At 46.2% G+C, this 21913-nt stretch carries 18 protein-coding genes, 2 rRNA genes and 1 riboswitch; of the genes, 5 read left to right on the top strand and 15 right to left on the bottom strand.

What is annotated here, in order from left to right:
• Positions 1–37: 37 nt before the first annotated feature.
• The 3 genes from EC604_RS03950 to EC604_RS03940 form a co-directional block, all read right to left on the bottom strand.
• Positions 38–709: a methionine ABC transporter permease gene (locus EC604_RS03950; protein ID WP_123062907.1), complete on the bottom strand. Its 672-nt coding sequence runs from the start codon at positions 707–709 to the stop codon at positions 38–40.
• A complete protein-coding gene (locus EC604_RS03945; RefSeq protein WP_123062906.1) occupies positions 706–1533 on the bottom strand; it encodes a methionine ABC transporter ATP-binding protein in 828 nt (275 codons plus the stop codon). The genes EC604_RS03950 and EC604_RS03945 overlap by 4 nt, the downstream gene beginning before the upstream one ends.
• A 154-nt stretch (positions 1534–1687) precedes the next feature.
• Entirely contained in the window at positions 1688–4111 is a 2424-nt protein-coding gene (locus tag EC604_RS03940) for a PQQ-binding-like beta-propeller repeat protein (protein WP_161556852.1), read from the bottom strand.
• A 278-nt stretch (positions 4112–4389) separates the two neighbouring features.
• Here EC604_RS03940 and EC604_RS03935 point away from each other — a divergent pair, with 278 nt between their 5' ends.
• On the top strand, positions 4390–5352 hold the full coding sequence (locus tag EC604_RS03935; protein ID WP_123062904.1) for a copper amine oxidase N-terminal domain-containing protein: 963 nt from the start codon (positions 4390–4392) through the stop codon (positions 5350–5352).
• A gap of 120 nt (positions 5353–5472) precedes the next feature.
• Here EC604_RS03935 and EC604_RS03930 read toward each other — a convergent pair whose 3' ends face one another.
• The 7 genes from EC604_RS03930 to EC604_RS03900 all read right to left on the bottom strand — a co-directional run bounded on the left by EC604_RS03930 (position 5473) and on the right by EC604_RS03900 (position 15281).
• On the bottom strand, positions 5473–6174 hold the full coding sequence (locus tag EC604_RS03930) for an ankyrin repeat domain-containing protein (protein ID WP_240036648.1): 702 nt from the start codon (positions 6172–6174) through the stop codon (positions 5473–5475).
• A 9-nt stretch (positions 6175–6183) separates the two neighbouring features.
• Positions 6184–7695, bottom strand: a complete 1512-nt coding sequence (locus tag EC604_RS03925) for an S-layer homology domain-containing protein (protein ID WP_123062903.1) — start codon at positions 7693–7695, stop codon at positions 6184–6186.
• 120 nt (positions 7696–7815) lie between these two features.
• Entirely contained in the window at positions 7816–8508 is a 693-nt protein-coding gene (locus EC604_RS03920) for a response regulator transcription factor (protein WP_123062902.1), read from the bottom strand.
• Positions 8505–9983 (bottom strand): sensor histidine kinase, encoded by a 1479-nt coding sequence (locus EC604_RS03915; protein WP_123062901.1) that lies wholly within the window; start codon positions 9981–9983, stop codon positions 8505–8507. Before EC604_RS03915 ends, EC604_RS03920 begins: the two co-directional genes overlap by 4 nt.
• A 323-nt stretch (positions 9984–10306) precedes the next feature.
• The gene (locus EC604_RS03910; protein WP_192895056.1) at positions 10307–10975 is read right to left on the bottom strand and encodes a pectate lyase; all 669 of its coding nucleotides are present in this window, start codon (positions 10973–10975) and stop codon (positions 10307–10309) included.
• Positions 10976–11313: 338 nt separating this feature from the next.
• A complete protein-coding gene (locus EC604_RS03905) occupies positions 11314–14154 on the bottom strand; it encodes an S-layer homology domain-containing protein (RefSeq protein WP_123062899.1) in 2841 nt (946 codons plus the stop codon).
• A 245-nt stretch (positions 14155–14399) separates the two neighbouring features.
• Positions 14400–15281, bottom strand: a complete 882-nt coding sequence (locus EC604_RS03900) for a radical SAM/SPASM domain-containing protein (RefSeq protein WP_123062898.1) — start codon at positions 15279–15281, stop codon at positions 14400–14402.
• Positions 15282–15511: 230 nt separating this feature from the next.
• Positions 15512–15614: riboswitch (TPP riboswitch) on the top strand.
• Between the two features lie 186 nt (positions 15615–15800).
• Here EC604_RS03900 and thiM point away from each other — a divergent pair.
• From thiM to EC604_RS03880, 4 genes are all read left to right on the top strand, one after another.
• Complete coding sequence (gene thiM, locus EC604_RS03895; protein ID WP_123062897.1) at positions 15801–16610, top strand: hydroxyethylthiazole kinase; 810 nt, start codon at positions 15801–15803, stop codon at positions 16608–16610.
• Positions 16610–17422, top strand: coding sequence for a bifunctional hydroxymethylpyrimidine kinase/phosphomethylpyrimidine kinase (gene thiD / locus EC604_RS03890; RefSeq protein WP_123062896.1), 813 nt, complete (start codon positions 16610–16612; stop codon positions 17420–17422). The genes thiM and thiD overlap by 1 nt, the downstream gene beginning before the upstream one ends.
• Positions 17422–18087: a thiamine phosphate synthase gene (thiE, locus tag EC604_RS03885; protein ID WP_123062895.1), complete on the top strand. Its 666-nt coding sequence runs from the start codon at positions 17422–17424 to the stop codon at positions 18085–18087. Before thiD ends, thiE begins: the two co-directional genes overlap by 1 nt.
• A gap of 317 nt (positions 18088–18404) precedes the next feature.
• Entirely contained in the window at positions 18405–19148 is a 744-nt protein-coding gene (locus EC604_RS03880) for a MerR family transcriptional regulator (protein WP_123062894.1), read from the top strand.
• A gap of 117 nt (positions 19149–19265) precedes the next feature.
• On the opposite strand, the gene EC604_RS03875 is transcribed toward EC604_RS03880, so the two are convergent.
• The 5 genes from EC604_RS03875 to EC604_RS03855 all read right to left on the bottom strand — a co-directional run.
• Positions 19266–19748: a hypothetical protein gene (locus EC604_RS03875; RefSeq protein WP_123062893.1), complete on the bottom strand. Its 483-nt coding sequence runs from the start codon at positions 19746–19748 to the stop codon at positions 19266–19268.
• A 265-nt stretch (positions 19749–20013) separates the two neighbouring features.
• The gene (locus EC604_RS03870; protein ID WP_123062892.1) at positions 20014–20670 is read right to left on the bottom strand and encodes a deoxynucleoside kinase; all 657 of its coding nucleotides are present in this window, start codon (positions 20668–20670) and stop codon (positions 20014–20016) included.
• Positions 20667–21290 carry a deoxynucleoside kinase gene (locus EC604_RS03865; protein WP_123062891.1) on the bottom strand — a complete coding sequence of 208 codons (624 nt, stop codon included), beginning with the start codon at positions 21288–21290 and terminating at the stop codon, positions 20667–20669. Before EC604_RS03865 ends, EC604_RS03870 begins: the two co-directional genes overlap by 4 nt.
• A 236-nt stretch (positions 21291–21526) precedes the next feature.
• Positions 21527–21643: ribosomal RNA gene (rrf, locus tag EC604_RS03860) — 5S ribosomal RNA — on the bottom strand.
• A gap of 147 nt (positions 21644–21790) precedes the next feature.
• A 23S ribosomal RNA gene (locus tag EC604_RS03855) occupies positions 21791–21913 on the bottom strand; the annotation flags it as partial.

Below are 21913 nucleotides of genomic sequence, written 5' to 3'. Positions count from 1 at the left end.
TTCTCTGTGTAATCAGTAGTCGTTTTTAGTAGGTTTCTCAGGATCTGCGATCCAGCCAGCGAGACAGCCGACTGCCCGTAAATTGAATCATCTGCACCAGCACAATCATGATAACAATTGTAAATATCATAATTTCCGTTTCGAAGCGTTGATAACCGTAACGAATAGCGAAATCACCCACACCGCCGCCGCCCACAATTCCCATTACCGTAGAATAGGAAACAAAACTGATCGTTGCTGTGGTAAGTCCCAGCACAAGACCAGACCTTGCCTCCACGTACAGGAATTTAAGCACAAGTTGCGCAGTTGAGGCTCCCATAGAAGAGGCCGCCTCAATGACACCTTTAGGCACATCGAGTAGAGCCTGTTCAACCAGACGGGCATAATAAGCAATAGCTATGACCGACAGAGGCACCGTTGCAGCTAACGTACCGATGGATGTTCCTACAACCAAGCGAGTGAACGGGATCATGAAGACGACCAGAAGCAGGAATGGAAAGGAACGAATGATATTCACAAGACTGCCCAGAACCGTGAACAAGGCTCGATTCTGGTATCGCTGCCCTTTACGAAACAAGTACAATAACGTACCGAGAGGCAATCCGACCAGAACGGCAGCTGCAATAGAAATTCCCACCATCACAAACGTCTCTCCGATGGCTTGCCAGATTTCGTGCTGGTATTTAAGCACCGACTCAGGTAACATCATCGCTTGTCCTCCCGTTCCACCAAACGTTGTGCTGTCGTTCCCGTTCCCGTGTCGGTTCCTATTGCACCCAGAGTGTCATCTGCAAGCAGTGAAGTGAGGATGTCCGGCTGAGGAGCCGGGATACTGCGAACTTCCGATTCAGATAGGGTACGCACAATTCGCCCCTCTTTCATCACCGTAATACGGTGACATAATCGACGAGCCACTTCCATCTCATGGGTAACAACAACAATCGTCACTCCCATCGTTTCGTTCACATGACGAAGAACATCCAATATTCCGCCTGTTGTCTGCGGATCAAGCGAAGATGTTGGTTCATCGCAGAGCAATACAGCTGGATGACTGGCAAGCGCTCTGGCAATGGCAACGCGCTGCTTCTGTCCTCCGCTCAGTTGTGCCGGATACTGGTTCGCTTTGTCCTCCAGTCCGACGAATTGTAGTACTTCCAAGCCTCGCTCTCGCCGCTGTGAACGTGATTTCCCCGCCAGTTCCAGCGGCATACTCACATTACTCAGCACCGTGCGATTGCTGACCAGATTAAAATGCTGGAAGATCATGCCGATGGATCTGCGTGCCTGACGCAAGTCTCGCTCGTTCATTCCGGTTAGTTGCTGACCATTGACGGCAACCTCTCCGTCATCAGGCTGTTCCAAACCGTTCAGCATCCGGAGCAAGGTCGACTTTCCTGCCCCGCTGGAACCAATAATGCCATGAATCTCACCTTTACTTATTTCAAGCGAGACGGATCGCAAGGCCTCGAATCCTTGATCCGCACGGGAACCGCGCTCGTTGAACCGTTTGCTCACACCATATAATGAAATCATGGAGATTCCTCCCGTGAATGATCGTGTATGGTTCCTTCAAGTATCTCCCAAGAATCTTTCAAGAACACATGAAGAAAGCCCGCACAGCCGATAACCGGAGCGCGAGCAATCCTGTTCATTTATAATAAAACAACATGGCGGCTCAGACAAGCTTTTAAAAAGAGTTCTCTCCTTCCAGGAGATGTGCTGGAAGGACACGGAAACGTCCATTAGCTGATCCAACGAAAACCATATCATCCATTCGGTTGATCATGCCATTCTTCGCATCCCGATCCCGATGTTCCGGAGTCCCCATGACTACATCATGCACACGCCCTAACAGCTTCCCATCCTTTTTATCCATCACAAGTAAGTCTTCATTTCGAGGAAGCAACAAATGATCTCCAATGATGAGGTAACTGCCCTGATTGGTCGAATATTGGTTTGCTCCAACAGATTCTTGTGTATCCCACCGTGTCTCCCCGGTACGATAATCCACTGCGGCAGGATATCCGTTTCTAATGACATATAGTTGATCTGCCTCTAGAAGACCGCGTTCAATTTTCGCATTAACCGTCCAGCGAATCTTTCCTGTACCTAGATCAAATAAGGAGGTTGTATATTCGCCGTAATCACCGTACATATTTCCTTTTTGATTCTGACGAATCAGCACCATACCATCATTCAGCACTTCTATTTGCTGACCTGTACGTGCAGGAATTAGAGATCGTTTCTTACCAGAAGTCAGATCAAGCAGCACCCACTGATCATCCAGCAACATCCAGCGCCCAAGGGGGGCTGAGGCAAACGGATCATAACGATGGATGCCATCAAAATAGGAATCGTTCTCGATATGATCTATCGCGGATGGTTCAGATTCAACCTGCCAAACCGTGCGTCCCGTTAAAGGATCTGCGGCAACAAGCTGATTTTTCTCCTGATACAGAACATAAGGCTCATCGGCACTTCGATTAACTAATTGATATCCTTTCGTTAACTTCTTGCTCCATAACCGTTTACCGTTTGAGCTATTCAGCACATGAATCCACCCATTACTGGAACCTTCAGCCGCAGTGATATCTACAATAACTACGTTTCGAGCAGCCTTGATGCCGTTCAACCATACCGTATCGTCAGCTGTATCTTTCTTGTTTGAACTGTTATTCCGTTTATCTCGTACTTCAGGTTTATATTCCCATAGAAGCTTTCCGTCTTTCAGGTTGATATGGCGCACACGATCCAGATATTGCTTACGATCCGTGTCATAACTTGTATAGAGTGTAACGGCATCCCGCTTCGTATTTACAACGGCTTGAGCAGGACCATATCCGTTATGCACTCTCCAGAGCATTTTCCCTGTATGTCGATCCAGCGCATAGTAGGAATCATCATAATGCATGCCGCTAAACCCGCCATCATCTCCCTTCATGAGGAGTACATCATCTGTACCCGCTTCTAAAAAGGTATAGTTCAAATCTCCCTGATTCACCCATTCCGGTTTCCAGGGCAGCGTTGGCGGGAGAGACTTTCCTACAGCAACCTGAGTGAAATAAGTAAACGTGCCCATACGCTCGTAACTTTGGATATCTGCCTCATTATCCTGACTCGCTGGCATATTCCAGCGAATCTCTGTCAGCTTGCCGTTGTTATTAAATGTTAACAATAGATGTGCGTCATGCCGCTCATATCTCCAGGTCTGTCTAACCCGCATCGGATCACCTGGTTCATTCAGATTTCTGGACCGCTCCTTCCAATCCGGCTCCCCTAACCACTCGGCAACCTGCTTGGTGGTCGTCGTCTGATCCAGCTTGGTATCTACCAGATGGCGGAGCATAGCGATAGATAACGATGGTTCACTTGCAAACCATCCATCGGAAACAGGCATTTGACCTGTAACATCCTTTTTCTTGATCCAAAGCAGCACATGATGATAACCTGTCCATTCCTTGCTCCAGATCCGGGGAGCAATGGACACGCCGACCCAGTCCTTCCACTCAGCCACGATGAGCGCCTTCTTCAATAGCGCCTCGTCGGAAGGCCAAGTTATAGTACTGTCCGGGGTGAGGTATAGTTTACTGTCGGTTCGAACAGTGAATGTACGAGGGGCAATTTTCGTTATGGCGTTACTCTGTTTAATTGCATACCATCCAGGAAGCCAGTAGCTATCATGCTGCTGGTTCTTGACTTGCAACCACTCCCCCTGGACCCCAGTCAAAATATACTTTTCCTTCGGTATAGTGAGATATGTAACCTTCATCTGATCTACTGCAACGCGGTTATCCTTTCGGCCACTGAAAAGAGGCAAGCCCTCTCTGAGTGGTACTCCTTCTCCCTTTTTGTAGGGGATCTTGGCGGAAATTTGCTCCGCTGAAAGCAAGGTTGATGAATCGGGCAACGCTAAGTCGTTAAAAATCGTATCGGAGACTTGAATTGGAGCTTTTGTATCAGCTGCCTGTGTTGTTGAGACCTGAGCCTGTCCGCCCATTGCATCCGTTTGGGGATCTGGCATCATACATCCTGTTAGCAGTACCACAGTTATTCCCGTTAAGGTAACGCAGCGAGTATAACCCCGTATGTTCTGATTAGGCTCCTTTTTCACGCACATTCATCCTCCAATAGAAGTTATTTCCATATAAGACGCTCCCCATTTTAAAAAGTTACCTGTTTTCCGAATGAATTTTGGAAAAATCATATCCCCTCTACTCTATTGTATGTCCAACTTCACAGGATCTGTGCCTCCCTTAAACTGAGCTTTTATTTTACGTCCTCACTTTACAGTTTAATATACAGGAATTAGGTTAATATCTTGTGGATGTTCCATTAATATGCAACTTTTGGGATAATCAGTCCGTCTAATGATCTGAAAGGAGATTGATTATGAAAAACACAACACTATCACACAACTCAATTTGGAAGCAGAAAAAATGGAAAATGCTGCTGGCCGCCTCCATTCTGACCGCAGGAGTAGCTCCTGCAATGTTCACGCCTACGGTTGCTGAAGCAGCCGCTACAACAAAACCTATGGCTTATATTAACAATATGCCTGCAGAATACGATGTGGTCATCCGCCAAGGAGTCACGTACATTGCCCTGACTGAACTGCAGTTTCTCGGGGATTACACTTTCGGTTATGATAATAAGAGCAAACAAATCAGCATCAAAACAGGCAGTGACCAATACGTGCTGACACCCGATAGTAAAACGATGAAAAAGAATGGACAAAATGTCTCCTTGTCCTCGGCTCCGATCTTGGTCAAAGGAAAAGCTATGCTTCCACTTCGTGCCATTGGTGAAACGTTTGGCGCACAAGTGCGCTGGAATCAGGCTGCCAAGGAAGCTTATATTTACACCACCAATGCTTCCGTAGTGAAGGATTACAACGGTTCCGATTTGACGGCAGCCCGTGAAGCAGCGTTGCAACTGCCGCGGCTTTCAAGCTTCGGCCAACCGCGCCTACAGGTGAAAAATCCGCTCGGGCCAGTAGATTCATCAACAGTTTATATTTTTGAACAAGGTAAAAAGGATCGCTTCTTCATGATTGAGGATAATGATCTGGTCAGCTATTATACAATTACAAACGGCAATGCCATGCTGAAATGGCAGGCTAATCTGGGTAAACAAGCGGGAACTCTGGGCGATTTGTTCTTTATTAAAACCAAGTCCGTTTCCGAAGCAGGAACCCGTCCTTCTGTCGCTGGTAAAACACTCGTATCCTTCAAGTACTCCCTCATGCTGGAGGAAACTGCCTACGAGATATCAAACAAGGCAGGCTCTATTGCAAGCGGCTCTGCTGCTCCAGCCAAAGGCAAGGTTATGGTTGAGGTGCCTGAGGAAAAATAATTCACAACAAAAACGGGATGAGACAGCCAAAGCTGCTCCATCCCGTTTTTTCTTGTTTTTTCTTGTTTCTTCAGTTACTCCCTGGCAGATTCCAGTTTGCCCCGTAGCACTAGCGTGTCACTACTTTGCACCTGCTTGCAACAAAATAGCTTCAATTTCCTTAAAGCCTTTTGCTCTAGCATGACGGAGGGGAGTCACACCATCGCCATCAGCCAGATTAACATCAGCCCCATGGTGAATAAGCAATTCAATGGTCTTATGTTGCCGTTCATTGCCATCGTTTAGAATGATCGCTTCCAGCAATGCTGTCCATCCTAATTTATTCACATGGTTCACATCTACCGTGGTATTGGTCAGCAGCTCTCGAACCACGTCGACGTATCCATGCTCCGAAGCGGGGATGAGCGCTGTTCCCCCGTAACGGTTTTTGATAGCAGGGTCTGCTCCTGCCTGAATAGTAAGCTTCAAAATATCCCAATACCCTTCAGCACCCGCATATAAAAACGGACTATTCAACATGTCATCCTGCTGGTTAACATCCGCACCTGCTTCAATCAACTTTTGCACAGATGCGGTATCCCGATTGTACGTCGCAATCATCAGGGCCGTTCTTCCGCTCTGATCCCGAGCCTGAACATCGGCTCCCTCCTGAATGAGCTTTTCGATACTCTTGGTATCTTTTGCTTCGGCTGCACTGAATAACTGTTGATTTAGTGAGGCCATACGGCTTCCCTCCTTTGGGTTACTTTTTTCGTTAAGCATACAGCCTTGAACGAACAGTACACTGCTAATCAGAATGATCAGCATCAAGGATTTGTTCATGGGTCCTCCTTACTGCTGTACCACCGTAACCGATGATGCGACACTCCAATCGCCAACTGGGTTCAGCGTGTAGGTTGTGCCAGAGATGAGCTTTTCTCCATTCGCAAGTTCAAATACTCCTGTTGCACCTTTCCGGCTCGAATATTTATACGTAGCTGTCAGGACATGCCCATCCGGCGCTGTAAGGGTAACACTCCGTCCAGAGAATAGTTCATCTCCCGGATCTTGGGCAAGTGTCACTTCAACGGCCGTTTCCCCTGCAACTTGGGCACGCTCAACGACTAATGAATCAAACGATTTCGCCGTAAACGAAGCTTGTTCGATATTGGCCCACTCAGAAGTCACAGTATAAGATACCCCTGGTTTCAGAATCTGACCTTCTGGCAATCGGAATTTGGGTTCTTGTCTGCCATCTGTTGATTGAGTAAACGGAACATATTTGGCAATGATCGGTTCACCATTTTCCGGCGTAATGGTAACTTGTCTTCCCTGCATGGAAGAAATAATTTGATATGTTTTGCCGTCTGCCTGCTCCTGATCGTTCAGAATGAAGGCATTAGCCCCACGACCAGCGCTGTATGCCGAAATAATATAACCGTAATCCACTACTCCGTTTTCCTTTAAAGCTTCAATCTCAAACGTATCATTCGTGACCTGGCGCACTTGAGTCATATTTACTTTAACGTCACTGCCTTTGAATGAACCAGCATCTTGACCATTATATGTCAGAGTATACGCTTCTCCAGCTTGTTGAACGGATGTCGGCACGATGTATGTAGCAACAGAACCTGTTTTCAAACGAGGCATATTGGTTAAGGTCAGTCCCCCGCTGAGTGCAAAGTCTGTTCGGGATTTGGCAAACACTTCATCTTCTGCCGTAAGCGGCTTGTCCAAAGTGATCACGAGCGTCATGTTATTCAACGGTTTGATACTTTCAATGCGGACTTGATCCGAAGGAATGGCTTGATACGCCTTCTGCAGCAACACTGCCGTTTCGCCCCGTGTCACAGAGCCCGTTTCTTCATAGAAAGCACTCATCCAATGGTGTACGGACTTCACATCCCGTTTTAATGATTTAGATACGACCTCTTCCAGCTCCGCATCAGTTACCAGACTTTGAGGATGGAACTCGCCATCCACGGACTGCATGATGCCCATCTCCACTGCTTTCAGAGCATACGGTGCATACCAAGCATTCGCCTGAACATCCGTTATCGTTGCTGCAATGTCTCCTGTCTTGTTCTGCAAATCAAATGTTCTATACATCAATGAAGCTAACTCTGCACGTGTGATCGCCCGAAGCTCACCCATCGATTGATCGCTATATCCGTTCATGATCCCCAGACCGTTCAGTTCTTTAATGGCCGCCTGCACCTGTTGATTAGTAAGCTGTGTCGCCGTAGCGGAAATCGAAGTTGTGAAGCCAGCTGCCTGAGCTTGAGGTGTTGTGAATGGGAGCGTCGCTGTTCCCAATGCGGTTATGGTTAATAGTGCTACTAGTTTACGAGCTGTAAGATTCATGAAATGTTCTTCCCCTCTGTAGGTAGTTGTTGCATCTATCTATAGCGTAGGGGATAAAAAGAAACTCCAAAGGACAAATATATTAACAAAATATAAACTGCGTCGAATCTTTCTCTAAACTTATACGGTGAAACGATAACCCGCACCCCAGACCGTCTCGATATATTCCGGATGTTTCGGATTACTCTCCAGTTTCCCACGCAGCTTACGAACATGCACCGTCACCGTTGCAATATCGCCATTCGATTCCATGCCCCAGATTCGTTCGAACAGATCGGATTTGCTGAACACGCGGTTCGGATGACTCGCCAAAAATACAAGCAGGTCAAACTCTTTGGTGGTGATAGCCACCTCTTCTCCGTTCAAAAATACACGGCGTGATCCTTTGTCGATGTGAAGTCCGCGAATATGGATCTCATCCTGTTCGGCAGGTCTGCTCTTGCCAAGCAATCTCTCATACCGGGTCAAGTGAGCCTTGGCTCTTGCGACCAGTTCGCTTGGGCTGAACGGCTTCGTAATGAAATCATCGACACCGAGATTAAACGTGCGGATTTTATCAATCTCCTCTTTTTTCGCGGAAACAACGAGGATCGGCACTTCCTTCTCCTCTCGAATGAGTCTGCATAATTCGAAACCGTCCATACCTGGAAGCATCAGATCTATGATGACAAGTCGATAGTTCTCGTCCAAAGCACGGCGCAAACCTTCATCCCCGTTATGGCACAGCTCGACCGTAAATCCGTGGAGTTCAAAATAGTCCCGCTCCAGTTCGGCAATAGTCGTTTCATCCTCAATGATTAGAATATCGGTCATGGCTTCTCCCCCCTTTCATCTATGAGCCGTTTCAATTGAATATGGATGCTGGTGCCTTCGCCCAGCTTGCTTTCTGCCCAGATTAAACCACCATGTCCAGCTACAATCTGGTGGGCAATGGCCAGCCCAAGACCGCTTCCGCCCGTAGACGAGTTGCGTGACTGCTCGGCTCGGTAGAAACGCTCAAATATATGAGGCAGATCTTCCTTCGATATCCCTTTCCCATTATCCTGGAATGTCATGGTGTTCCACTCCTGATCAGCTTCAAGTATAATGCGGAGTCGTTTGTCGTCATCATTCATATATTTCAGTGCATTCTCTACGATGTTAACCACTGTGCGTTGCAATTTATCGAGATCCACAGCGGACACCACGGAGCCTGAGGTTCGGTTATGCCAATCCAATGATACGTCCTTATCCTCCAGATCATATCGCAATTCCTCAATGCTATCCTCTATAAAATCAACCAGATCTATCGGATTGAACACAAAGGGTTCCTGGTTCAAGTCCAGTTTGGAGTACAAGAACAATTCATCCACCAGTTTATCCATACTAACCGCTTTGGAGTGAATGATGTTCACGTAAGTGTCCATCTTCTCCGGTGTGTTCGCTACCCCATCCCGAATCCCCTCAATATATCCCTTAATGTTAGTAATCGGTGTGCGAAGATCATGCGAAATGTTGGAGATCAGCTCTCTGCGGTTAATCTCATCTTGCTGTCTCAACTCATTGGATCGCTGCAGCTGATTCCGCATACTCTCAAATGCCTCACTAAGCTGTCCAACTTCGTCATTGGAGGCCGGTTCAAGCTTGAAAGACAAATTACCGTTTTTGATCTGTTCAGCCGAACTTCGGAGCTGATGCAACGGTTGAATGAAACTGCGTGTAATCCAGCGGAATAGAAGCAGGTTAGCGATGATCAGGACACCAATCAACAGAAGGGACATCACAGGTAACAGCTTGCGCGTCAGTTCTGCAAAGGGACTTCTCTCCCGAATAACAAAGATGCTGCCTCGTTCTCCATCGGAATATTGAAAATCAAACTTGGCGTACGCGTAGAAGCGCTCACCGATATTAAATGTGCTTCGAATCTGATTGTTGTTCAGATCATAGGCAGGAAGTGCCTGTCCTAGTCCGGGTTGGTGGAATGTCCGCGATTCAAAGATCGGACTGTTCTCACGTCTTACGTAGAGCCCGGATTTCTCGGCTCGAAGCTTCATATCAAACTCACGGAGCAACACCTTGTCCTGCAGCTCGTCCGGATTACTTTTCGCCGTAAACTTCATCTCTTGAAAGATCGCCTCTCCCTGCTCCGTGAGAGGATTAATCTGATAATGAACTTTGTATATATCCCGAAAACTTTGCAAATCCCCCGTTGCCGCAATGGTATACAGACTCGCTGTAAGCAAAATAAACATGAGACTGATGACAAGCATGCCTGTAAACGAAAGTAGCATTTTGATGCGAATTGACATATGTATCCCCTCTTAACCATGCGATTGGTACAGTTAGTGCACATGTTATCACAAGATGCTTCCTATTGCCCATATGCAAATCAGAATAACTATAAGATTGTCACTTTACGTTCAACATAAAGAAACAGGGCGAAGCAGTATTTCCTCTGCTTCGCCCTGTATGATGCACATGGCTTAATTGAATAAGCAACGTACGTATTAAAACGATGAATAGTTAAATCCATAAATGATTAGATTCGTGACTTTAGCGACTATTCTACGACAGCTACACCCCCGTTAATGCATCCACTCCACATGGTTTGGAGCATTTCGTTCAGTGTAGTTTAATACTGCGTATTACCGGACTGGCTCGTTTTACCCGAAGCAAATCCTTTGAATAGTGTTGGCACTTTGGAATAACGTGTATTCGTAATTCGCCCTTGTGAACTGCTACTGTCTGTACGCATAATGGCATCTTTTACATTCGAAATATTGGAATTATCAAGAGTCATGTTGACCGTGAATGTTGTGCCTCCATTTTGCCGCACCAGCTTGCCGATATCATCGGCACGGAAGTTTTTAATGTTAATTGTGCCTGCTGCATTGATCTGGAATACCTTATCGTACGCTTTATATGCTGCACCACCAGTAATATTAACCGTTCCAGATGATTTCAGTGTCAACGCATCCTCGCCCACATCCTGCCATACCACATTAGAGATATTACAGTTACCATAACAATGCACACCGTCTGCCGCTGGAGCACCAATGATGACATTTTTCAGTGTAGCGCCTGCTTCCAACCGGAAGACCGGCTTCTGATTCTCCGCTTGAGAACCGTCACCCAAGGTAGAAGGATTCGCCACAAAGGTTTTCCCCTGTCCATCATACGTCGTGCCCTTAGGTACAACAATCGTTGAGTTTACAACCGTTGGCGCAGCCGCTGCAGGCATAACACCAAATATGGAAGCGACCAGACCGGCGGACAACAATAGCGTTAACATTTTTTTCATCATTAACATCCTCCCTTAATATGAATGGATTAGTTTACAAGTCACAGACTTGTCCCACAGAACCGTAGAAGCAAAGAACCTCTCATCCCGGAACCTGTACTAATCCTACAAAAAAAGGAATATTACAGGAATAATCTTGAGATCAGATTTACATTTTCTAGCATTCTCTCTACATTGTTCTCACTTATATATTCTGTTTTTACATTGATATACACTGATATCAACTTCGAATATGCCGTCTTTATTGTCTGGATATCATCTTTAACCTAAAAAAGAACCCCCTGTTTTTAAAATAACAGGGAGTTCTCTAAATATACTTCGTCTAACCAAAGATTATCTTATTCCCCTGCTTCGTTTGTTTCTTGGGAAGAAGATTCTGGTGTTAGCGTATGGAGCGGATTAACATTCGTAAATTGATTCACAGTTTCATAAGTCACTGTACCGTCTTCAGCAACAATCATTTTCAGAACGTTCCAGTACAATTCATTTCCGCTTCCTTCTTCAACCGTGTAGGTTGCACTTGGCGTTGGAACAGCTCCGTGGAATACATCAATTTTAGCACCAGACATCTTGATTGTACTCGTGCCTGAATAATGATGTACGTAGAAGGTATACGTTCCCGGAAGCAATTGGCGAATCGTGGTTGTCTCTGGTCCATAAGATGTAGTATCATCCAGATCCAGATCTACCATAAGTTCGTCATCATAATAATAACGTTTATCCGCGTAGTAGGTATGGAACACTCCTCCATCACCTGCTGGGCCGATAAGATGTGAATCCAGGTCTGCTGGATCTTTACCCCAAGTTAATACAAAACGTGTTTCATTAGCTGCCGGAATTTCAATAGCTGTTTGATTTTCATTTTGGTTATTTACATTTACTGCCGATACACCAATAAGATATGTTCTAATGTACTTTGTATCTCCGCCTCCAAGCTCACCTGTATAGATGCCTGGCTGCATATTGATGTAATATTTACCGTAAGTGTCTGTCGTTACCGTACCAACAATCTCACCCGTTTTGTTATCCAGACCTTTTCTGAAAGAAATCTGCAAATTGGCTACTGGTGCTCCAGCGACATCTTTAATACGTCCACCGAATCCGGTAAGTTTTACAGAAGCACTTTGGCTTCCTGCAAACTGAGTCTTGTCCGTATTGGAATCAACGGTAATGTACAATGTGGAACCGTAGCTATCGATAGGGCTAAATGTAAATTCCCCATTGTGATACTGTAAATTACTTAGTTCCCGCTCTTGACCGTTATAGTATGCATGTACCACAAAGTCTTCAGCAGTCAGTTCAGATACATCCAATCCATTGGTAAATGTCAGTTTAGCACTTCCATTTGTAACCTGAACCCCTTCAAGTCTTGGGTGTGTCAATTCATTATATACTGCAACAGTCACTGGAACTTGGATTTGATACTCTCCATATTTAGCCTTCACAACGGTTGTACCGTTAGCTACAGCTTGAATTTTACCAGAGTTATTTACAGTGACAATGCCGTTATTTTCCACTTCCCAGCTTGCAAGAGATGTCACATCTTTGTTCGCTGAGCCTGTTACACCTGTAAGTACAATTTGTTTCGTTGCATTTACAGCTGAAAGATCAATAATTTCAGGTAAGTATACCAAACTAGTCACTGTAGGGTCTGCTTCAATTCTTGGATGCTGTTGAAGCCCGCTAAAGTCACTTCCCTCTACATTGACTTGTGCAGAAGTTAACGCACCTGCTCCAGAGAATTGTACAATAGCGTCCAGTATCGCGCGATTTACGGTTGCACCTTGATTGATTTTGAAAACCGTATTCAGTGCTTGTTGGAACACCTCGAGATTCCCGATGCTAGAGTTGTCTCCAAACTCTACTGAAATCTGCTCTGCATGAACCATTATAGAGTCAAACGTTCCGTTCAACACTACCGCAGCATTATGTGGAATAGAGTCTGTTAATTCAATTGGACCAACATCGCCTGTGGAATCATTCTTTACGATGGCTCCAGACTTGATCTCAATCTGTTGTACATCACTCGCACCTTCCAGAACCAAACGAACACTTCCATCTGCCTTATCTACAATTACAGTCGCAAGAACAGAGTTCAGTGCATGGATACTGTTAGGTCCTCCACCTTTAATGCTAGTTGTTCCTGTAACCGTAACGTGATCAAGTGTAACATCACCATTAGCTACAGACTCGAGAACTTGAAGGTTACCATTGATCTTAGTGTCTTTCAGAATTACACCTTGAGAACCAATCGTGACATTACCAGTTACGTTACCCAGAGTGTATGTGCCTGGAGAAGTGAGGTTTTTGCTGGAAGTTTGTTGACCTCCTCCATTATTTCCACCTGTGTTGTTATTGTTTCCATTATCCCCGGTAGAGCTATTGTTGCTACTGTTACCTTTATTGCTGTTTTCAGAAGGCTTCGTTGTTTCTGGTTTTGTGGGGTTGGAATTGTCCGTACCTTCTTCTGTCTTCGCAGGAATCATAAATTGTTCATATGTAGACTTATTCATGACAAACTCATAAGCAAGTCTTGCCAATGCTTGTCGATCCGCTACACCCGTTGGATTAAACGTTGTTGTTCCGTCTTTCTGAACAATACCTTTAATAAATCCGGATTGATATGCGAGTGACACAGAATCCTTCGCCCAATCTGATACTTTATCCATATCAGCGAGCTGTGGTTTCGTTGTTTGAGTTGGTGCATTCTTTGTTTCCCAGCCGAATGCTCTTACGAAGAATACAGCCAGTTCCTCTCTCGTAACTTTTTTATCTGGAGAAAACGTATCCTTCGAGGTTCCTTGGGCAACACCAGATTGAACGAGTGCAGATACATAGCCAGCGTACCATTTGGATTGCTCCACATCTTTAAAGGAACTAGCTACAGTAGAGTCAGGCTTTAATTGAAGCGCACCCACCATAATCTTTGCCAATTGAGCACGTGTTACTGAATCTGAGGGTTTAAATGTTCCATCCGCAAATCCAGATAAAATGCCTTTTTCAATTAACTTCGTAATTTCTGTTTTGGCATACGATTGTTCAACATCCTTAAATGACGTTACAGATGATGAGGTCACTTCCGCCGAGGCTAGCAATTGCATAGAAAACATAGAGGCAATCAAAGATGTAGAGAGTACTACTGACAATTTTCGATTAAACTTTTTCCATTTTGAATTCAAAACTCGACACACTCCTCTTAAACGTCCGTTATTAACACAAAAAATGTAACTTTAGTACTATTCCCCCTTTATGAACAATAGGATAATAATACCATGTAAATTTATAAAAACAAGATTAATAGACTATCATTTTACATAATAGTTGAAATCATGAATCGAATGGCGCCTATTCTTTCCTAATAATAAAAAAATGTGCTACTCGGAATATTACCGAATAACACACTTGAGTTATCTGTCGTATGATTTTAGGCTCCTGCTCCAAAACGCTGGCGGTATCCGCATTTGCGGCAAAGTTCTTCTACAGCTTCCCGTTTGGAAAAACCGTATACCAGATTGTTCGCACGCTCTCCATCCACAATATCGGAAAAATTCTTTTCATGGATGTTTCCAAGGTTGATGACACCTTCTCCATCGAGACAGCATGGAACCACGGTTCCATCGACCAGCACAGCTGCCTGACTGCGAAGTGCATGGCAAAACCCTTTTCCATCATCTTCAGGTGCATCGAGACTTGGCCACTGGAATTCATGATCCTGATTCAGGTATACGTTGGGTGCAATTTTTACGCCGCTGCCCGGAACAACCTTTTCTTCAATGCGAAAATCCAGATTGAATTCCTGTTCCAGCACCTCAAGCGTCTCCCGATTTCGATTCATCTGAGCATTGGTGAAGTTATCCTGCGTCAGATTCCATAGTCGGAACGAGACAATGACGTTGTGTTTCACGGCTTCACGAACAAAAGACAAGATGTTATGCAAGTATCCGTCACGATCGGTAGAACCTTCATGACCGTCAAAGCTGTGTAACGAGAAATTCATCTGTCTCAGTGCAGGTTTACCCAATAATTTATGCTGTGTCTTCGGCAGTAGCGTACCGTTGGTCGTAATGTTTACTTTAAATCCCTTGGCATGAGCCATATCCAGCAGCAGGTCAATTTTGGGATGAAGCAACGGTTCCCCTTTGACGTGCAGGTAAATATGTTTTGTGTGTGGTTTGATCTGATCCAATATATTATTAAAGACTTCAGGGTCGATGAATCCTTTGGCTCGCTTCGTTTGTGGACAAAAGCTGCATGCCAGATTACAGATGCTCGTAATTTCAATATATACTTTCTTGAACGTTTTCAACTCAGGGTCCCCATTCTGCCGGGAGGAACATCGGTCCTGCCCTCATTCGTAGTACGGCCATATGAGCCAATCCTCATTATATCGGTTTAACGAGCTAAGGTAAATCAGAACAGCGGATCAGTAACAAAGTCCAGTGTATTTTTTTATCCCCATTTCAAGACTTAAGTCCCCGCCCTATTTACATTAAGTCAAGATGGATATATGCTGAGTACATAACTGCATATCTTGTACATTTGCACTGGGGGAGCCTTGCGGCTGAGACGAATACGACGATTCGGACCCTTTGAACCTGATCTGGGTTATACCAGCGGAGGGAAGTGGAGCGGCTTTTAGTGGCAGTGGGGGATCTCTATCCTTGATGGGGATCAACTTCAGTTAAAACGTATAGCTCTGCTCATTTCTCCGGAAATGGGCGGGGCTTTTTTTGTATTTTGGCGATGTGGTTACTTATGTGCTGGTTGCTTGATGACCGAGAAACTAGCCAATCAAAATAAAATTCGAAACAAGGAGGAAATGACGATGTCTTATCTTGAACGTGTACGTTCACTCAATCCTTTGGTTCATAATATTACCAACCTTGTGGTTGCTCCTTTTACGGCAAATGGTCTGCTTGCCCTTGGAGCCTCTCCGTTTATGGCCTATGCCCATGAAGAAGTCGCTGACGTCGCTCGCATGGCCGGAGCGGTGGTTCTGAACATCGGCACATTGGATGAAAAGGTCGTTCAAGCGATACGTTTAGCCGGACAATCGGCTAATGCACATCATGTGCCTGTTGTCCTTGATCCTGTTGGTGCAGGAGCCACAGCATATCGTACGGATACGGTACAAATGCTGGTTCGTGAGCTTCGTCTTACGGTATTAAGAGGTAATGTCGCCGAAGTCGCCCATGTCATTGGTGTACCATGGAATATCAAAGGTGTGGATGCCGGGGTTGGCGAGGGGGACCGGATTGGCATTGCCGAGCGGGCAGCGCAGCAGCTTGACTGTATTGTCGTCATTACAGGCCAGTACGATATTATTACAGACGGATATCATACTTTCCTAACAAGCAACGGACATGCATTACTTACCCAAGTTACCGGTGCAGGCTGTCTGCTAAGCTCGGTGATTGGTGCTTTTGTTGCAATCGCCAAGCCGGGAAACGATATGCTGAACAGTGTGGTCGAGGCTGTTACAACCTACGGTGTAGCCGCTGAACAGGCTGCAGCACGAACGGCTCATCAGGGGCCGGGCAGCTTCCAGATTGAATTGTTAAATCAACTGGCGCAGATGACACCTTCGCTGTTCTCCGAGCATGCACAAATTCGTCAGACTCGTGGAGGTATGTGATGAATATTGCTCAAGCGTTAACGATTGCCGGGTCCGATAACGGGGGCGGTGCAGGAATTCAGGCAGACCTCAAAACCTTTCAAGAACTTGGTGTATACGGGATGACGGTTATTACTGCAATCGCCGCGCAGAACACAACAGGGGTTCAAGGCGTCTTTCCGATTGATTACGATGGCATTGTCCAGCAACTTGATTCAACGGGAGCCGACTTTCAGCCGCGTGCCGTCAAGACAGGTATGTTATATAGTGCCGAGATTATTCGTCTTGTTGCGGCAAAATGTCAGCAGCACAGCTGGTCTAATCTGGTGATTGATCCCGTGATGGTTGCCAAGGGCGGTGCACCTCTGCTCCAGCAGGAGGCTGTGCAAGCACTCACCCAGGATTTGCTCCCCCTTGCCTTGCTTATCACACCTAACATCCCTGAAGCCGAACTGCTTATTGGGAGGTCGATTCGGAACCTGAGTGAGCGTGAGGAAGCCGCAAAGCAATTGGTACAGATGGGTTCAACGTATGCCTTGATTAAAGGAGGACATGATCCGGGAAGCGGTATGGTTATCGATGTCCTGTATGACGGGCATTCCTTTCATTATTTGGAGAACCTTCGTGTAATGACACGTCATACACACGGAACCGGCTGCACGTTCTCTGCTGCCATTACGGCGGAACTGGCAAAGGGTTCCCCTATTCTGGCTGCCGTTACGACCGCGCGAGCATTCATTCAGGCAGCCATTGAAGATGAGCTGGGATTCGGGACTGGCCACGGGCCGACGAATCACTTTGCGTACCAACGCAGACAGCGGGGTGAACGCTGATGCGTAGATGGGATGCGGAAGCGGTGCGCCGCGCGCTGCAGTTGTATTTGGTGATGGGCAGCGTCAATACGACGCGTGACCCGGTGGAGGTGCTCCGCCAGGCGATCACTGGCGGCATCACGCTGTTCCAGTTCCGCGAGAAGGGAACTGGTGCCCTGACAGGCGAAGCCCGCTTAGCGCTTGCGCTGCGGCTTCGTGAGGTGTGCAGCCAGCACAGGATACCGTTCATCGTGAACGATGATGTCGAGCTGGCTGTTGCGGTAGAGGCCGACGGTGTGCACGTCGGCCAGGAGGATGCGGACGCGGCGCTGGTACGCGCCCGCATCGGCGAAGGGCGGATGCTTGGCGTATCCGCCCACTCCGCCCTTGAAGCCCGCCATGCCGTGCAGGCGGGCGCAGACTATCTTGGCGTCGGGCCCATGTACCCGACGCGCTCCAAAGCGGATGCCCACGCTGTGCTGGGCCCCGCCGGGGTTGCGGAACTGCGCGCCGCAGGCATCGCAGTTCCGGTGGTCGGTATCGGCGGCATTACGCCCGATACCGCGGCCGCCGTGATGGCGGCAGAAGCCGACGGCATAGCCGTCATCTCCGCCATCGCGGGCGCGGCCGATGTGCACGCAGCGACTGCACAGCTCGCTGCGATCACCCGCACGGAGCAGGCATAGCCGTGCTATGCTCCCAAGCCCCACTCATGAAGAAGGATGCAACCACTTGGTGTCACATCCTTCTTCATCTCTACCGCTATTCATTTCGTGCGTTCTCCATTCCTGCACGCTCTCTGCATCCTTCCCACGCCCCCTCACATCAGTCTCGCCCAAATGTATATCATCACTCTGCTCACTCCATCGTCACATTCCCATTCCAACATGACTTCACATACTCTTTCTCCTCGAATATAAACGTCACCTCCATCACAAAATTAACTTATTGACTCTCACGTAACGTGACATTGTACAATTCATGGTGTAAGGAGGTTTCACCCATGGCCATGAAAGTGAAAGAAGTCTCCGAACTTGCTTCGATCAGTGTGCGCACACTGCATCACTATGACGAGATCGGGCTGCTTGTTCCAGATGAGATCACTCCTGCCGGATATCGAATGTATTCGGATGCCAATCTGGAACGACTTCAGCAGATTTTATTTTTCAAAGAACTCGGCTTCTCGCTGAAAGAAATCAAAAACATTTTAGATGACCCCGCCTTTGATGCGGAGGAAGCATTGCATATGCACAAACTCATTTTGCTGGAAAAACGACAGCGTCTGGATCAAATGATTGCCACTATCGATAAAACCGTACTACATCTGAGAGGAGAGATTGAAATGACCCCTAGAGAACAATTTCAGGGCTTTGATTTTAGTCACAATCCGTACGAACACGAAGCCCGTCAACGCTGGGGTGACCATGCCGTCAATGAGGCACACCAGAAATTAAAGGACCCGCCTGCTGACAAACAAAAAGAACTGTCTGATCAGATGAATGATATTTTCAGACGATTGTCAGCCATCAGCCACACAGCACCCGAATCTGCCGAAGCACAGGCCGAGATTAAACAGTGGTACATGGTTCTGAATCAATTGGGGAGCTATTCTCCAGAAGCCTTCAAAGTTCTTGGCCAAATGTATGTAGATGACGAGCGTTTCACGCGGAATATTGATCAGTTTGGGGAGGGGCTAGCACAATTCATGTGTAATGCCATGGCTGTTTTTGCCGATCAAAACCAATAGCATCAAAAAGGACGTAACCCCTGAGGAGTTACGTCCTTTTTGATCGTCTCTACCGATCCCGGCCGCAATGTGAACCATACTTATATCTATGTCCACTCCGAGAACTTCGCACCTTGCTTACGCTCTTGGTGCTTGATCCGAAGTCGATGCTTCGGATGCCATGCTTGTTTTCGCCATACGGCCTGGAATTTGCCAAGCTGATACAATCGCCAAAACGATGAACAACCAGTCTGTAGGCTCGCTAAAATATTCTTGGATCGTTTCTGTAAACGCACCAATCATTTCTCCGTCAAACACCAAAGTCAGCAAGCTCACATCGGTAAACAATTCAGATGTAAAATATACCACCGTCAAGTATTTACCGAGCAAGATACCCACCAACGCAAAAACTACAGCAATAATCTTGTGCACCGTTGCGATTTTTTTGTTTGAAAACAACACGACAGCGTACCCGCAAAGCACGCCAACCAGTATCGCAATAAGACCAACCTCATACTCCGTCATAGCTGCAATCGCAGCCCATACCACACCTCCCAGTATGGCAGCAATCAAACCACCGATGATCGGCATTCCAATCTTTACTCCTTGCTTTTCTTCCACGATGTCTTTCCCTCCTGAGTCATGCTTATACTATATTTCCATAATTCACCTTTCCTATAAAACCACAAAAAGCTTCAAATTTCAACAATTTTCTGTATTTTAATACCTATATACATACATATTCCAATATAGCTTGATCATCTAAAATCCTATATTTGAATCACCTTATGTAAAAAACGAAAAGACACCCCTTCCACAGCCTGAATCACTGTAAAAGAGATGTCTATTTTTCCTAACCTTGTCCTACAGAGGATAAATACTTAAATTATACCTGTGCTTCTTTGGAAGGCTTAATAACAGCCGCAATCTGCTCCAGAATAGCATCGACTGAAGCCGAATCATGCACATCATATTCATCAATGTTCAAGCGCAGTACTGGGCAAGCTGTAAACCGGTTAATCCACACGGAATAGCGCTCATGCATGTGCTCCCAATACGAGCGATCTGTCTGAATCTCCATTTCACGTCCGCGTTCGGTAATCCGGTTCAGAATCGATGGCAAACTGCCTTCCAGATAAATTAGAACATCCGGGTGCGGAAAATAAGGCGTCATCACCATCGCTTCAAACAAGCTGCTATAAGTCTCAAAGTCGGTAGCAGACATCGTGCCCTGATCGGCATGCATCTGTGCAAAGATGCCCGTATCCTCATAGATGGAGCGGTCCTGTACAAAACCACCGCCCAATTCAAAAATCTTTTTCTGTTCTTTAAAGCGTTCAGCGAGGAAATAAATTTGCAGATGAAAACTCCAGCGCTCAAAGTCATGGTAAAACTTTTCCAAATACGGATTATGATCAACCTGCTCAAGCGACGTTTTGAAATTCAAACGATCTGCAAGTGCTGCCGTTAGTGTGGATTTCCCTACCCCTACCGTTCCTGCTACTGTAATTAATGCATTCGCTGGAATGCCATAGTTATTCATATGATAAGCTCCTTTACTTGATTAACAATCTGTCTGAAGTGCTCAGGATGTTCCACAAAGTCAAGCTGCTCCGCATCAATCTTGAGAATAACTGGAGGATTCATGCCATTGGCCAAATACTCCATTCCTGTTTTGTAGTCGGCAATCAACTGCTCCATATAAGCAGGGGCCATATCTTGCTCAAAGGAACGCCCGCGTTTATTAATTCGGTACATCAATGTATCCAGCTCAGCTTCAATGTAAAGCACCAGATTGGGTTTCGGAAGGTCATCCGTTAAAAGATGATAAATTTGGCGATATTTATCCCGCTTCGTTCCTTTCAAGGTACGTTCAGCAAAAATCAAATTTTTATAGATATGATAATCCGAAATGACCGGGCTGTTCTGTTTAATAAATTGGGCACCGGTATCTTCTAGTTGCTTAAATCGGTTGCACAGAAAAAACATTTCGAGTTGGAAGCTCCACTCGTCGATATCTTGATAAAAGGAGGCCAAAAATGGGTTCTCCTCGACAATTTCTTTAACCAATGGAAGATTCAATTCTTGGGAAAGCATCGTAGCTAACGTTGTTTTCCCCGCTCCAATTGGGCCTTCAACAGCTATAAACGGGGCTGATTTCATGGTGTTCCGGTTCCTCCTCGTAATTATGCGTGTTCCGTTTCTATATAGACCTCACCTATTGTATCACAGCTTGGCACAATGGAAAGACAGTATTTTATGTATAAAACAAGTCAAAATAAGGATGTTTCGTCAGCCTTATTTCGTGTCATAACTCGAACTGCTTCTATCACTTAGCTTAAGCTTAATCGTCCACACAAAAAAACACACCTGATTTCCATCAAGTGTGTCTTTGCTTTGCTTGGCGGCGTCCTACTCTCCCAGGACCCTGCGGTCCAAGTACCATCGGCGCTAGAGGGCTTAACGGTCGTGTTCGGGATGGGTACGTGTGGAACCCCTCCGCCATCGCCACCAAACGCGATTGGTCGAAGCATAGCTTCTTCCATTCATTTGGAACTGAAAACCATACACACATTCTGTGATGTACCGATTTTCACTTCATTCAGAGTGTTGTTCTCTGAAAACTAGATTCGAAACGAAATTCACGCGATTAAAACTTGCTATTGGATAAGCCCTCGACCGATTAGTACTGGTCAGCTCCATGCATTGCTGCACTTCCACCCCCAGCCTATCTACCTCGTCGTCTTCAAGGGGTCTTACATACTGGGAAATCTCATCTTGAGGGG

It is taken from the genome of Paenibacillus amylolyticus (assembly GCF_003719335.1).
GTDB classification, from domain to species: domain Bacteria; phylum Bacillota; class Bacilli; order Paenibacillales; family Paenibacillaceae; genus Paenibacillus; species Paenibacillus amylolyticus_D.
This window is presented reverse-complemented; position numbering and strand designations above follow the sequence as displayed.

Bases quoted from the DNA above. Each gene is read 5' to 3' on its own strand.
- EC604_RS03930 (WP_240036648.1), bottom strand. From the start codon at position 6,174: ATGAACAAATCCTTGATGCTGATCATTCTGATTAGCAGTGTACTGTTC.
- thiE (WP_123062895.1), top strand. From the start codon at position 17,422: ATGCGTAGATGGGATGCGGAAGCGGTGCGCCGCGCGCTGCAGTTGTAT.
- EC604_RS03945 (WP_123062906.1), bottom strand. From the start codon at position 1,533: ATGATTTCATTATATGGTGTGAGCAAACGGTTCAACGAGCGCGGTTCC.
- thiM (WP_123062897.1), top strand. From the start codon at position 15,801: ATGTCTTATCTTGAACGTGTACGTTCACTCAATCCTTTGGTTCATAAT.
- thiD (WP_123062896.1), top strand. From the start codon at position 16,610: ATGAATATTGCTCAAGCGTTAACGATTGCCGGGTCCGATAACGGGGGC.
- EC604_RS03935 (WP_123062904.1), top strand. From the start codon at position 4,390: ATGAAAAACACAACACTATCACACAACTCAATTTGGAAGCAGAAAAAA.
- EC604_RS03920 (WP_123062902.1), bottom strand. From the start codon at position 8,508: ATGACCGATATTCTAATCATTGAGGATGAAACGACTATTGCCGAACTG.
- EC604_RS03950 (WP_123062907.1), bottom strand. From the start codon at position 709: ATGATGTTACCTGAGTCGGTGCTTAAATACCAGCACGAAATCTGGCAA.
- EC604_RS03865 (WP_123062891.1), bottom strand. From the start codon at position 21,290: ATGAAATCAGCCCCGTTTATAGCTGTTGAAGGCCCAATTGGAGCGGGG.
- EC604_RS03910 (WP_192895056.1), bottom strand. From the start codon at position 10,975: ATGAAAAAAATGTTAACGCTATTGTTGTCCGCCGGTCTGGTCGCTTCC.
- EC604_RS03870 (WP_123062892.1), bottom strand. From the start codon at position 20,670: ATGAATAACTATGGCATTCCAGCGAATGCATTAATTACAGTAGCAGGA.
- EC604_RS03925 (WP_123062903.1), bottom strand. From the start codon at position 7,695: ATGAATCTTACAGCTCGTAAACTAGTAGCACTATTAACCATAACCGCA.
- EC604_RS03880 (WP_123062894.1), top strand. From the start codon at position 18,405: ATGGCCATGAAAGTGAAAGAAGTCTCCGAACTTGCTTCGATCAGTGTG.
- EC604_RS03915 (WP_123062901.1), bottom strand. From the start codon at position 9,983: ATGTCAATTCGCATCAAAATGCTACTTTCGTTTACAGGCATGCTTGTC.